The organism is Rhizobium sp. P1_B8 (genome assembly GCF_056406515.1).
Genome location: NZ_JBFTZZ010000019.1, coordinates 65,791 through 78,746, shown reverse-complemented (window position 1 = coordinate 78,746; position 12,956 = coordinate 65,791). Strand labels below are relative to the sequence as shown.

Below are 12,956 nucleotides of genomic sequence, written 5' to 3'. Positions count from 1 at the left end.
TTCATTGCTCCTTTTCGACGATGATGGCGACGGGACCGCCGCCGGGCGGACCCTGGTGTTCGGCGCCGCCGGACACATAGAGATCGGTAATCCCGAAGATGCCGGCGAGAACGCCGCCGACGAAGGCACGGGCATGGCGGGTGCCTGCAATATCCGAGTCATCGAGCATCGTGTGGCGCCTGCCGCCGATCCTGCCGGACGGGTCCGGCTCGGCCTTGGCGAGAACCGCCGCCAGCCGGCTGTTTTCCGGCAGGCGTTCGCGGGCTTTCCTGACGGAATGCGCATCGATCGCATCCCGCATGACCGCGTGGTCGATCGACAGCGGACCGGACCATTTTGCGCTCATGCCGAGGACGATGATTTCGTGATCGGTGAGTTCGACCCCGGACGAGGTTGAGGCGCAGCGGGAAAAGAGATCGAAACGTGTGCAGATGTCGGCATCGCCGATCGATGTCGCATCTATCTCGCCGAGTGCCACGGCGACGCCGAGAGCCGAAGCGCCGCGCGAGAGGCCCATGGATTTCAGCGTGTCGTGGGTTGCGACCGTCCTGCCTGCTGCCTCGGCCTCGGCAATCCGGCGCGAGGTGAGCAGCGGACACTTGATCTGCACGAAATGGACATCGGCGGGATCATCGATGCCGGCATCCCTCATCGCGGACTTCACGCCTGCGGCAACGAGCAGGATCTGTTCCCGGCGCCCGAGATGTTCGGGGGGCAGCGCGGGGGTACGCGACACACCAATGGCCAGCGCCCGTTCGCCCGGGGTTTCTACGGTTTCACGCGCAAAAACCGTCCAATGCGGCGAGAGCGCACCCTCGGTGCCGCCGGACATGATGATCGAGACGCCGTCGACGCCATATCTACTGAACAATGTCTCGAAGCTGCGGGTGGCATAACCGCGGGTAAAATCATTGACGCAGCCGTTGCCTTCCGTCTTGCCGAGAACGGCGACGACGTTGTTCGCCTGAAGGCCGCTGGCAAAGAGCGCCTCGACGCCGGCGACGTCATCGGGGCCGTCGGCTGGCACGCGAAAGACATGGGCACGCAATGACGGCATCAGGGCAGCGCCTCGACTAGAGCCGCGGAATTGGAGACCGAGCCGAAGACGCCGCCCTGCATCTTCACCATCTTGATCGCGGCGAGGTGGTTTCCGTGGTCGGTCGCACCACAGCAGTCTTCCAGCAGCAGGCATTCGTAGCCGCGGTCATTTGCCTCGCGCATCGTCGTCGAGACGCAGACATCGGTGGTGATTCCGGTGAGGATAATGTTCTCGATGCGCTTCTGGTTGAGGATGAGTTCGAGGTCGGTGGCGCAGAACGAACCCTTGCCCGGCTTGTCGATGATCGTCTCGCCTTCGACCGGATAGAGTTCGGGGATGATGTCCCAGCCGGGTTCACCACGCGTCAGGATGCGGCCGCAGGGGCCGGGATCGCCGATGCCGGCGCCGATCCGCTGCGAGCGCCAGCGCTTGTTGGCCGGCAGATCGGCGAGGTCGGGGCGATGGCCCTCGCGGGTATGGATGATGTGGTAACCCTTGGCTCGCATGGCGGCAAGCACACGTTTGATGGGTTCGATCGGCGCCTGCACCAGCGACAGGTCGTAGCCCATGTGGTCGACATAACCGCCCTTGCCGCAGAAATCCGTCTGCATGTCGATGATGATGAGGGCGGTATTACCAGGCCTCAGAGCGCCGTTGTAGGGCCACGGATACGGATCGGCGTCGACAAAATGCCCTTTGGTTTCGACCATCGCGTCCATCATTCTCTCTCCTATTCCGCGGCAGGTTTGAGGGGGTCGCCGTAACGGCGCATCGGCTTGTCAAATCCGCAGGACGTGCCGTCCTTGACCTTTATCTCGTCTTCCCATGGCAGGCGGTATTTGCCGGCGACAAGGTCGTGCATGTAGGTGTAGGGCGCATCCTGGGCGCCGCCGGCAACGGCGACATAGCCGCGATGGCCGAACTGGTAGATATTGTTCTCCACGCCCCAGCCGAGCCGGGCCTCGCGCACCAGGTCGGGACGCACCTCGGCGGTGATGATTTCGTTGGGCCGGCCGGAGGTGCCGTGGGCGATGATCGTGCCGTCGAAATTGCAGATCATGCCTTCACCCATGGAATCGAACGTGCCGTCCGAGCCGCACATGCAGACATTCGCGGTGATCATCAGATTGCAGAAGGCGTTCGCCTGGTTGGTGAAGCGCCAGGCATCGCGGATCGGCGCCGTGTAGCCGGCGGTGCGGATCATGATTTCGGCGCCCTTATAGGCGCATTCGCGCGCCATCTCCGGGAACATGCCGTCATGGCAGACAATCAGCGCGAGCTTGGCGCCCCGTGGGCCCTCGATGACAGGGATGCCAAGATCGCCGGGCTCCCAGGGCTCGACGGGGATCCAGGGATGCATCTTGCGGTAATAGAGCTTCAACTCGCCCTGATCGTCGATGACGATGCCGGAGTTGTAGGGCATGCCGCCAGGGTTCAGCTCCATGATCGAGAAGCAGCCCCAGATCCGGTTGTCCCTGCAGGCCTGCTTGAAGGCCGCGACCTCCGGCCCGTCGAGCGTGCACATGATCTCCGGATTGATGTCCATGGAAAGGCCATGCAGCGCGTATTCGGGAAAGACCACGAGGTCCATGCCCGGTTGGTTGCGCCGCGCTTTGGCCACCAGATCGACGATCACCTGCGTCTGTTTTGCCAAGTCCACTTTGGTGACGGTCACCGGCAGTTGGAGCTGCACCAGGCCGATACCGACACCGTGTTCGGATTTGTTGAGACCGCCAAGTCCGTTCATCGGGATGCTCCGTTATTTCGTGAGCGACAGCGCACCCGGCGCACCGGCGAGCGAGCGGGTGGGCGAGGAGGTGGCGATCAGGATGATGAGGGTGAGCACGTAAGGCGCGGCGTAAAAAAGGTAGTAGCCTTGTGTGACGCCGACTGATTGCAGCGCCGGGCCGAGCGCGCCGGCACCGCCGAAAAGCAGGGCAGCGAGAAAGCAGCCGATCGGGTTCCAGCGGGCGAAGATGACGAGGGCCACGGCCATCAGGCCCTGGCCTGACGAGATGCCTTCGTTCCATGAGCCCGGATAGTAGAGCGAGAGGTAGGCGCCGCCGATTGCCGCCAGCGAACCGCCCACTGCCGTCGCCAGCAGGCGAACTCGGTCCGGGTGGATGCCCATGGCCCGGGCCGCGTCGGTGCTGTCGCCGACGACGCGCAGGATCAGGCCGATGCGGGTGTTCTTGAAGGCCCAGAACAGGAAGAGGGCAAGTGCCGCGCCGATGAAGAACAGTACGTTGATATTGAGCGCCGCCTGCACCTGCGGAATGCTCGACCAGCCGCCGAGCGGGATCGAGGGCAGTTTCGGCGCGACCGGCTGAATGAAGGATTTGCCTAGGAAGAACGCCATGCCGAGACCGAACTGCATCATGGCGATACCGATGGCGATGTCATTGACCTTCGGGAATTTGCAGATCCAGCCGTGGATGAGGCCGAAGATCGCACCCGCCATCATTGCGGCCAGCACGCCAAGGGTCGGCGAGCCGGTCATGACGGCCACCGCATAGGCCGTCATGGCGCCGAAGACCAGCGTGCCTTCGAGGCCGAGATTGATGCGGCCGGAGCGTTCGGTGATCGTCTCGCCGAGGCTGACGAAGATGAAGGGGGTGGAAACGCGAATGGCGCCTGCGAAGATCGCCAGCGGCACGCCCCAGATGCCGATGCCTGTCTCTTCCATCATAGGCTCCTTTTCCAGAGGTCGGGATTGAAGATCTTGAAGCGGCCGTAGAAGGTCTCGCAGAAGAGAATGACGATGAAGAGCGTCCCCTGCAGCACCAGAACAGTCGCATCCGGCAGGCCCATGCGCCGCTGGATGAGACCGCCCGAGGCGTCGATGCCGCCGAGCAGGATCGCCACCGGAATGATCGCCAGCGGATTGTGCCTGGCGAGGAAGGCGACGAGGATACCGGTATAGCCGTAGCCGGCGGCAAGCGAGGCATTGGCACTTCCCTGCACCGCCGCCACTTCGATCATGCCCGCCAGGCCGGCAAAGCTGCCGGCAAGCGCGGTAAATCCGGCAATCAGCTTGCCAACCGGCAGTCCCTGGATCTGCGCGGCGCGCACGTTGCCGCCGGCGATGCGGGCGGCAAACCCGTAGCTCGTCGCCTCGATCACGATCCAGGAGAGCATGCAGGCGAGGATGCCGATCACGAGACCCCAATGCACGTCCATGCCGGGAATATTGCCGAGCATGTATTCCGCCGGCAGCGGCCTGGTCGACGGCTTGTTGAGGCTTGCAGGATCGCGCAGCAGCCCTTCGACGAACTGGTTCATCAGGGCAATGGCGATATAGGAGAGCAGCAGCGAGGAGATGGTTTCGTTGACGCCGCGGTAATGGCGCAGGAAACCGGCAAGGCCGATCCAGATGCCGCCGACCACCATGGCAGCGATTGCCATCAGAATGAGGGTGAGGAAAACAGGCGCGGTGCCGGCGAGCGGCAGAGCCATGGCTGCGGCGGCAACGCCGCCCAGCACGACCGCTCCTTCCCCGCCGATGATGACGAGGCCGAGACGGGCGGGCAGGGCGACGCAGAGTGCCGTCAGGAGAAGGGGTGCGGCACGACTTAAACTGTTCTGCACCGAAAACCAGCTGCCGAAGCCGCCGGTATACATCAGTTGAAAGAGGGTGGCCGGCGACTTGCCGACCGCCAGGATGAAGAGGGAGAAGAGCGCAAGACCGATCAGGATGGCCGCAAGGCCGATGACAACAGGCTCGGCTCGCCGCGCGATCCATTCGAGGACGGGGCGCAGCGAAGCCGGTTTTTCCACGATGGCTATTGCGGGATCATTGGCCTCGATGGTCATGGCGCTTCTCCCTTCGCGGTTTACGCCGTGGACCCGACGACGCCCTCGACCAGGTAATTCATGCTTTCGAGCTCGATCGCATCTTCGGCATAGCTCTTGTCGGCAGCCACGACGGTGTCGCCCTTATTGTCCTTCAACGGTCCCTTGAAAACCGAGAAGCCGCCCTTCATCATCTCCACCTGCGTGGTTTCGAAGGCCTTGCGGCCCTCCGCGGACACGCCGGGGCCGAGCGCGCTCATCTTCACGAAGCCGTCCTTCAGGCCACCACGCACGAAGTTGCCGAGCTTTTCGCCGGCCTGCGCCTTCTTGACAAAGTCGCTGTAGACGTTACCCCAGGCCCACTCGGCGCCGGTGAGGTACTTTTCGGGAGCAAGCGGGCTCTGGTTGGCGTGATAGCCGCAGACGTAGGCGCCGCGGCCGGCAGCCGTCTCGACAACCACTTTGGGGCTGTCGACGTGGCAGGTGATGACGTCGGCGCCCTGGTCAACCAGCGCATTGGTGGCTTCGGCCTCCTTGACGGCAAGCGACCATTCGCCGGTGAAGATCACCTGGCAGGTGATACCAGGATCGACCGTGCGTGCGCCGAGCAGGAAGGCGTTGATATTCTGCAGAACCTGTGGGATCGGCTTGGCGGCGACGAAGCCGATCTTCTTGCTCTTCGTCGCATGGCCAGCGGCGATGCCGTTCAGATACTGGCCCTGGAAGATATAGCCGAAATAGGAGCCCGTATTGGCCGGGTTCTTGCCTTCCTGCCAGAGACCGCCGCAATGCCGGAACTGGATGTCGGGATGTTTAGCGGCCACGGCCAGCATGTGTGGGTCGAAATAGCCGAAGGAGGTCGGAAAGAGCAGGGTCGCGCCGTCCAGGTTGATCATGGATTCCATCGTCTTCTGGACGTCGACGGTTTCCGGCACATTCTCTTCTTCGACCAGCGTCACGCCCGGTAGCGCCTTGATAACGGCCGCACCCTCCGCATGCGCCTGGTTATACCCGTAGTCGTCCTTGGGGCCGACATAGATGAAGCCGACGGTCAGCGCGGTTTGGGCTGCGGCGGAGGAGCCGATCAGACCGGGCATGGCGCCGGCGAGCGCACCGGCAGCGGAAGCCTGGAGGAAATTGCGGCGGTTCATGGAAAGGAGTTTGGTCATCGGAATGCTCCTTGCGGCGCTGGGCCGGTTGTGAACGGGTACAGAAAAGTGCATGCAATGCATGTGCCAGAAATTAATATATTGTTTTTTATAGCTTATCTGAAACGACAAGATCTGCGCATTGCAAAGTGCATGCAGATTGATCGAATCTTTGCGCAAAAAGTAATCAATAGATATTTCTTGTTCATTGTTACTGCGCGGTTGGCATAAAGTCGGATTGCCTGAGGTGCTCGTGCATCAGAAAGCGAAAATTTAACAATATCTTCTCCGCTAGATTTGACTTATCGAGTCTCGAACCGCATCTGTATGCAGAATGTTGACGTGAGCAGATTCGTATTGTGAAGCAGACTAGGCGCAGAGAAGTGATCCGTACCGGAACCACCGTCGAACAGATGGTGCGAGCGATTGCCGACATGATCGTCACGGGTGAAATCCTGCCGGGCGCGAAGTTGGACGAGGTGTCGCTCGCGGTTCGTTTCGACGTTTCGCGCACGCCGGTACGCGAGGCTCTGCGTGAGCTGGGCGCCATGGGATTGATTGCGCGTGAGCCAAACCGTAGTGCCGTCGTTACCAATGTCACCGAGGCTTATCTGCATTCGATGTTCGAAGCGATGGCCGAACTCGAAGCGATCTGCGCCAGGCTCTCGGCCGAGCGTATGACGGTCGACGAGCGGCGCGCCCTGGAGCTGGAGCATCGGGGATCGGTGAGGCTCGTGCATGCCGGCGCGGAGGAAGAATATTCGGCTCACAATACCGAATTTCACACCCGGCTTTATCGTGGCGCGCATAATGATCATGTCTTCGAGATGGTGACGCAGACGCGGGCGCGGCTCGCGCCTTTTCGGCGGGCACAGTTCCGTCTGCCCGGGCGCCTGGCAAAATCCTATGAGGAGCACGGCCGGATCGTCACCGCGATCATGCGCGCGGACGCAGCCGCCGCGGGGCAGGCGGCATATTCCCATGTGGAAATTGTCAGCGATGCCAGCGCGGTCTTTGCAACGCCCGGGGAATAAAGAGGGCCCAACGCCTAAAATCAGGCGCTGCCGGACCCGCCACGAAGACAAAAAAATCAAAGCCGGCAAGCGCCGAGGTTATTCCCCGGTTTCTACTCCGCCGCTTCGATGAAGCGGTGGCGTTCATAGAGGAATTTCAGCACGGCTTCACGGCATTTGAGATATGTCCGATCGGAGGCGAGCTCGATGCGATGGCGGGGGCGGGGCATGGTCACATCGAGCACTTCGCCGATACGGGCCGCCGGGCCGTTGGTCATCATGACGATGCGATCGGACAGCAGCACCGCTTCATCGACGTCATGGGTAATCATCACCATCGTATTGCCAAGCCGTGCGTGGATTTCCATCACCGCGTCCTGAAGATGGGCGCGGGTCAGCGCATCGAGTGCGCCGAAGGGCTCGTCGAGCAGCAGGATCTTCGGTTCCATCGCAAGTGCGCGGGCAATGCCGACGCGTTGTTTCATGCCCCCGGAGATTTCTGAAGGCCGCTTATCCCTCGCATGCGCCATTTGCACAAGGTCGAGGTTGGCCATGACCCAGTCATGCCGATCGGCCTTGGTCTTCGTTCTGCTGAAGAGTTTGGAGACGGCGAGATTGACGTTCTCATAGACCGTCAGCCAGGGCAGCAGCGAGTGGTTCTGGAAGACGACGGCGCGCTCCGGTCCCGGTCCGTTGACCTCTCGGTTTTCAAGCAGCACGGCGCCCGCCGAAACCGGCGTCAGGCCGGCGATAAGGTTGAGGAGAGTGGACTTGCCGCAACCCGAGTGGCCGATGATCGAGACGAATTCGCCTGCGGATATCGTCAGGTTGATATCCTTCAGGACCTCGGCGCGGACGCCGCCCCGATCGAAATGTTTGTCGATATGATCGAGCTTAAGATAGGCGTTCATAAATACCTCCCTCAGTTGGCCATGGCGCCGCGGGTGATGAGTTTGCCGAGCGCAGCCACCAGTTTGTCGAGAGCGAAGCCGACGATGCCGATATAGACGAGCGCGACGATGATGTCCGAAAGGCGCGACGAGTTCCACGCGTCCCAGATGAAGAAGCCGATGCCGACGCCGCCCGTCAGCATTTCGGCCGCGACGATGGCGAGCCAGGAGAGGCCGACGCCGATCCTGAGGCCGGTGAAGATGTAGGGCGCTGCCGATGGCAGCATGATCTTCCAGAAAAATTCGAACTGATTGAGGCGCAGCACCTCGGCGACATTGCGGTAATCCTGCGGGATATTGCGGACGCCGACGGCGGTGTTGATGATCACCGGCCAGATCGAAGTGATGAAGATAACGAAGATCGCCGAAGGGTTGGAATCCTGGAATGCCGCGAGCGACAGCGGCAACCAGGCGAGCGGCGGAACCGTCCGCAGTACCTGGAAGATCGGATCGAGGCCACGCATCGCCCAGACCGACTGGCCGATGATCGCACCGACAATGACGCCAGCGACCGCGGCAAGGCCAAAGCCATAAACGACGCGCTGCAGCGAAACGAGCACGCGCCAGCCGAGCCCGATATCCTGGGAGCCGTAGTTGAAAAACGGAAAGGCGATCAGGTCAAAGCTATCCTGCCAGACCCGATGCGGCGAAGGCAAAGACGCATCCGCCGATGAACAGAGCACCTGCCAGACGAGCAGGATAAGTGCCAGCACGACGACCGGCGGGACGACATTGCGAAGTGCGGTCAGTGCCGCTCGACGAAAATCGATCCGCGATCCGTGTTTGCCGGAAAATGGCACAACCTTTGCTGCCGGCTTGGCAGAGGCGGCCATGGAGGGATTTTCTTTATTTGCCAGGGCGGACATCAACGCGCTCCTCACGTGAATGAAAGGCCGGCGCGCCCGTCGCGCGCCGGAGGCCGGGGTCAGGAGGCAGCCTTGATCGAAAGGCTGTCGAGATAGGCGGAAGGATTTTCCGGGTCGAAGACCTTGCCGTCGAAGAAAATCTCCTTGCCGCGAGAAGACGATGCCGGAATATCGGCCGCCGCGACGCCGAGATCCTTGGCGGCCTCGCGCCAGATGTCTTCGCGGTTCACCTGGTTGACCAACGCCTTGATGTCGGTGCTCGCCGGCAGATTTCCCCAGCGGATGTTCTCCGTCATGAACCAGGTATCGTGGCTCTTGAACGGGTAGGATGCGCCGTCTTTCCAGAACTTCATATAGAGGTCGGTGGCCTTGACCTCGCGGCCATTGCCATAATTGATGTCGCCCTTGAGGCGGCCGAGTACGTCCTTCGTCGGAACGTTGAACCATTGGCGCTTGCCGAGAATGTCAGCCATCTCCGCCTTGTTGTCCATGCTTTCGCACCACTGCTGAGCCTCCATGATAGCCATCAGCAGGGCCTTGGCAGCATTGGGATTCTTTTCGATCCAGTCGGCGCGCAGTCCGAGCGCTTTTTCGGGATGGCCCTTCCAGAGCTCGCCGGTGGTGGCTGCGGTAAAGCCGATGCCCTGGTTGACGAGCTGCTCATTCCACGGTTCGCCCACACAGAAGACGTCCATGTTGCCGACCTTCATGTTGGCAACCATCTGCGGCGGCGGCACGACGATGGTCGATACGTCCTTGTTCGGATCGATGCCGCCGGCGGCGAGCCAGTAACGGATCCAGAGGTCATGAGTGCCGCCCGGGAAGGTCATGGCGGCCTTGATCTCCTTGCCCTCCGCCTTCTTTTTCTCGAATGCCGCCTTCAGCTTGGAGGAATCGAGCTGCACGCCGGTTTCGGCATATTCCTTGGCGACGGAAATGCCCTGGCTGTCGAGGTTGAGCCGGGCGAGGATCGCCATCGGCACCGGCTTATTGTTCTGCGTCACCTTGCCGGTATGCATGAGATAGGGGAGCGGCGAGAGGATATGGGCGCCGTCGATGCCGTTTGCTGCGCCGCCCAGCACGAGATTGTCGCGGGTCGCACCCCAGGATGCCTGTTTGGCCACATCCGTTTCCGGAAGGCCATGCTTGTCGAAAAAGCCCTTTTCCTTGGCGATGATCAGCGGTGCGGAATCGGTGAGAGCGATAAAGCCGAGCTTGACACCTGTCACCTCAGGGCCTGCTCCGGCTGCGAAGGCGCCGGACGGAAAGGCAGCCTTGACGGCGCCGATGAGGGCAGCCGCTGCGGTCGTCTTGAGCATGCTGCGGCGGGTAATGCCGGTTGTCGAAATCCCAGTCTGCAAATTCTTTGTCATGCGCAGGTTCCCTCTGCTGGCTGAATTTGGACACAAAAAAACGCCGCCGGAATTTGCGTCCAGGGGATGAGAGAATCCCGGATTGCAAAGACCTTGCGACGTCGGTGTCTGTTGTAGGCGCTTATGCCGCGCCTATCTGCACCGGTCGCCGTTGACCGATGCGTCTCAGAACCTGCAAGCAGCGTGCCAATTTCGAGAGGAATTGGTAACAGCATGAAGCAAAAGGAGAAATGGTAAGAATTGACGAATGCTTATTTCTTAGGCTTTCTATTTTCTGCTTCCGTTTTGTGCGATTGCTAGCGTAGTGGCGGTCATGGGAGCGCTCTATTTGTGCAGTGCACGCAATATCGAAGCTACACGACGCAGGCGGCAGAATGGGTTCTGCTCGCTTTATTCGTCGGTATTTGCCAGCAGCAAAGCTCAAGAGGGAAGGGCAAGCGTGGCGATTGCCTCGCCATCACCTCATTTCATTGCAGCAAGGATACGAGGCCGTAGAACGCTGCGGATATTGCTGCAGCCGCTGGCATCGTAACGATCCAGGCTATCACGATGTTGCCGGCCAATCCCCAGCGCACGGCCGAGACACGACGAGCTGCGCCCACTCCAACGATTGCTCCGGTGATGGTATGCGTCGTCGAAACGGGAATACCGAGCCACGTCGCTCCGAAGAGTGTCAACGCTCCGCCCGTCTCTGCGCAGAAACCTTGCATGGGATTGAGCCGGGTGATCTTCGACCCCATGGTATGAACGATCCGCCATCCGCCAAAGAGCGTCCCGAGAGCCATTGCCGACTGGCAGGAAATGACCACCCAGAAAGGCACGTAGAATGTCGGGCCGAGATATCCCTGGCTGAACAAGAGCACCGCGATGATGCCCATCGTCTTCTGCGCATCATTCCCGCCGTGGCCAAGCGAATAAAGCGAAGCAGACACAAACTGCATGACGCGAAATGTGCGATCCACCGCAAACGGCGTTTGCCGGATGAATAACCAGGAGACGGCGAGCACCAGCACGAGGGCAAGCAGGAAGCCGATGGCTGGCGAAAGGAAAATGGCACCGACGGTCTTTAGGAGGCCGTTCCAGACGATCGAGCTGAAGCCCACCTTTGCCAGACCGGCCCCCACCAGCCCACCGACAAGCGCATGCGACGAGCTCGACGGAATCCCGAAAATCCAGGTAAGAATATTCCAAATGATGGCGCCCATGAGTGCGGCGAAAATCACTTGAGGCGAAACGATCGCAGGATCGATGATGCCGGTCCCCAGTGTTTCGGCCACGTGCAGGCCGAAGAACAGGAATGCGATGAAGTTGAAGAATGCTGCCCAGGCGACCGCATATTGCGGCCGCAGGACGCGGGTCGAGACGATCGTGGCAATCGAATTGGCCGCGTCATGCAGACCGTTGAGAAAATCGAAGAACAGGGCGACGACGACCAAGCCGACAAGCAGCGGCAGAGCGAGGGAGGCTTCCATCAGACGTTCTCGATGAGAATGCCGCTGATTTCGTTGGCGACATCCTCGAAGCGGTCGACGACTTTCTCCAGCTCTCCGTAAATTTCGCTTCCGATCATGTAGGCCATCGCATTGCCGCTGGCGCCATGTCGCAGAAACAGATCCTTCAAACCCTGGTCGTGGAGCTCATCGGAACGTCCCTCCACTCGGGTGACCTCCTCCGCGATGGCCGCGAGGCGCTGCGCATTGGCTCCCAATCTGTCGAGGAGGGGTATCGCTTCCGCGACAAGGTTTGCCGCCTTGACGATTTCACTGCCCATCTCCTGCATGAGCGGATCGAAGCTGGATTGCTCGAACAAGCGGATCGTCTTGACTGTCTTGTGCATCATGTCGATCGCATCATCCATCGACTGAATGAGGTCTTTGATGTCTCCCCGGTCGAAGGGCGTGATGAAGCTTCGTCGAACGGCAAGAAGAACGTCACGCGTGACGTCGTCCGCCTCGTTTTCCAATGCGACGATTCGATCGCAGTTTTCCTGAACGTCATTGCCCTTCAGAAGTTGATCGAGGGCGTGCGCCGCAGCAACGACGGTCTTCGAGTGCTTGGAAAACATTTCAAAGAATCTGTCTTCCCGTGGCATCAGCTTGCGAAAAATGCTCATCATGCCTGCGAACCTTCCTCGTGCGGCCGATTGTCATAAAAGTGTCATAAACACGCTCAGGCAATTGAAGCAACATGCAAATTCGGTAATTCAATCAATATGACACCTAGCAAAAAAGCCAGGAAGCCTCGACCGGACAAGTCCCAACCACTGCTGCGACAGCTCGCTGCTGTTCCTGAAGTGCTGTTCGCCGGTGCATTCCGTCAACAATATGGTGCTATTTGCTTCCGTCACGGCAATGCCGGATCCGAGGTCGAAATCCTGGTGATCACGTCTCGCGAGAGCGCGCGCTGGGTCATCCCGAAAGGATGGCCGATGAAGGGGAAAAAGCCTTTCGAAGCAGCAGCAATCGAGGCCTGGGAGGAGGCAGGCGTACGCGGGGTGGTGAAGAAGAAGCCGGTCGGCCGCTATACCTATCTGAAAGAACTCGACAATGGCGATGTGGCGCCCTGTATCGTCGACATGTTTCAGATTGAAGTCACGGAGGTCAGCGGCGATTTCAAGGAGCGGGGTCAGCGTATTCTCGAATGGGTCAGCCCGGATGAAGCGGCAAGACGCGTTCGCGAGATCGAACTCAAGTCGCTGCTCGTCCAATTTGACGCGCGCGGTGGCAAGAAACGCGATCGCGGCTGACCACGGGCTTTTTCGGCGACACGTTACAG

Annotated in this window: 13 protein-coding genes; 2 read left to right on the top strand and 11 right to left on the bottom strand. The window is 60.5% G+C overall.

Translation table 11 applies throughout. From position 1 onward, the window contains the following. Position 1: 1 nt before the first annotated feature. From atzD to AC1D2N_RS22605, 6 genes are read right to left on the bottom strand one after another with little or no spacing between them, the layout of a single operon-like run. Positions 2–1,057 carry a cyanuric acid amidohydrolase gene (atzD, locus tag AC1D2N_RS22630; RefSeq protein WP_130653996.1) on the bottom strand — a complete coding sequence of 352 codons (1,056 nt, stop codon included), beginning with the start codon at positions 1,055–1,057 and terminating at the stop codon, positions 2–4. Beyond that, positions 1,057–1,758: a biuret amidohydrolase gene (gene biuH / locus AC1D2N_RS22625; protein ID WP_130654231.1), complete on the bottom strand. Its 702-nt coding sequence runs from the start codon at positions 1,756–1,758 to the stop codon at positions 1,057–1,059. The genes atzD and biuH overlap by 1 nt, the downstream gene beginning before the upstream one ends. An 11-nt stretch (positions 1,759–1,769) precedes the next feature. Then, positions 1,770–2,786 (bottom strand): formamidase, encoded by a 1,017-nt coding sequence (locus AC1D2N_RS22620; RefSeq protein ID WP_130653997.1) that lies wholly within the window; start codon positions 2,784–2,786, stop codon positions 1,770–1,772. A 12-nt stretch (positions 2,787–2,798) separates the two neighbouring features. Beyond that, positions 2,799–3,725 (bottom strand): ABC transporter permease, encoded by a 927-nt coding sequence (locus AC1D2N_RS22615; RefSeq protein ID WP_130653998.1) that lies wholly within the window; start codon positions 3,723–3,725, stop codon positions 2,799–2,801. Further along, positions 3,725–4,852: an ABC transporter permease gene (locus tag AC1D2N_RS22610; RefSeq protein ID WP_028732379.1), complete on the bottom strand. Its 1,128-nt coding sequence runs from the start codon at positions 4,850–4,852 to the stop codon at positions 3,725–3,727. Before AC1D2N_RS22610 ends, AC1D2N_RS22615 begins: the two co-directional genes overlap by 1 nt. 20 nt (positions 4,853–4,872) lie before the next feature. Then, positions 4,873–6,000: a BMP family ABC transporter substrate-binding protein gene (locus tag AC1D2N_RS22605; RefSeq protein WP_130653999.1), complete on the bottom strand. Its 1,128-nt coding sequence runs from the start codon at positions 5,998–6,000 to the stop codon at positions 4,873–4,875. Between the two features lie 338 nt (positions 6,001–6,338). Between AC1D2N_RS22605 and AC1D2N_RS22600 the strand changes: the two genes are divergently transcribed. Continuing rightward, positions 6,339–7,013, top strand: coding sequence for a GntR family transcriptional regulator (locus AC1D2N_RS22600; protein ID WP_018246795.1), 675 nt, complete (start codon positions 6,339–6,341; stop codon positions 7,011–7,013). 92 nt (positions 7,014–7,105) lie between these two features. Here AC1D2N_RS22600 and AC1D2N_RS22595 read toward each other — a convergent pair whose 3' ends face one another. From AC1D2N_RS22595 to AC1D2N_RS22575, 5 genes are all read right to left on the bottom strand, one after another. Further along, a complete protein-coding gene (locus AC1D2N_RS22595; protein ID WP_130654000.1) occupies positions 7,106–7,903 on the bottom strand; it encodes an ABC transporter ATP-binding protein in 798 nt (265 codons plus the stop codon). Positions 7,904–7,914: 11 nt separating this feature from the next. Continuing rightward, positions 7,915–8,808, bottom strand: coding sequence for a nitrate ABC transporter permease (gene ntrB, locus AC1D2N_RS22590; protein ID WP_130654001.1), 894 nt, complete (start codon positions 8,806–8,808; stop codon positions 7,915–7,917). A 59-nt stretch (positions 8,809–8,867) separates the two neighbouring features. After that, positions 8,868–10,181 (bottom strand): CmpA/NrtA family ABC transporter substrate-binding protein, encoded by a 1,314-nt coding sequence (locus tag AC1D2N_RS22585; protein ID WP_130654002.1) that lies wholly within the window; start codon positions 10,179–10,181, stop codon positions 8,868–8,870. 467 nt (positions 10,182–10,648) lie between these two features. Further along, a complete protein-coding gene (locus AC1D2N_RS22580) occupies positions 10,649–11,653 on the bottom strand; it encodes an inorganic phosphate transporter (RefSeq protein ID WP_018246791.1) in 1,005 nt (334 codons plus the stop codon). Beyond that, on the bottom strand, positions 11,653–12,297 hold the full coding sequence (locus AC1D2N_RS22575) for a DUF47 domain-containing protein (RefSeq protein ID WP_018246790.1): 645 nt from the start codon (positions 12,295–12,297) through the stop codon (positions 11,653–11,655). The genes AC1D2N_RS22580 and AC1D2N_RS22575 overlap by 1 nt, the downstream gene beginning before the upstream one ends. A 96-nt stretch (positions 12,298–12,393) precedes the next feature. Here AC1D2N_RS22575 and AC1D2N_RS22570 point away from each other — a divergent pair, with 96 nt between their 5' ends. Further along, positions 12,394–12,927: an NUDIX hydrolase gene (locus AC1D2N_RS22570; RefSeq protein ID WP_018246789.1), complete on the top strand. Its 534-nt coding sequence runs from the start codon at positions 12,394–12,396 to the stop codon at positions 12,925–12,927. The last annotated feature ends 29 nt before the right edge of the window (positions 12,928–12,956 follow it).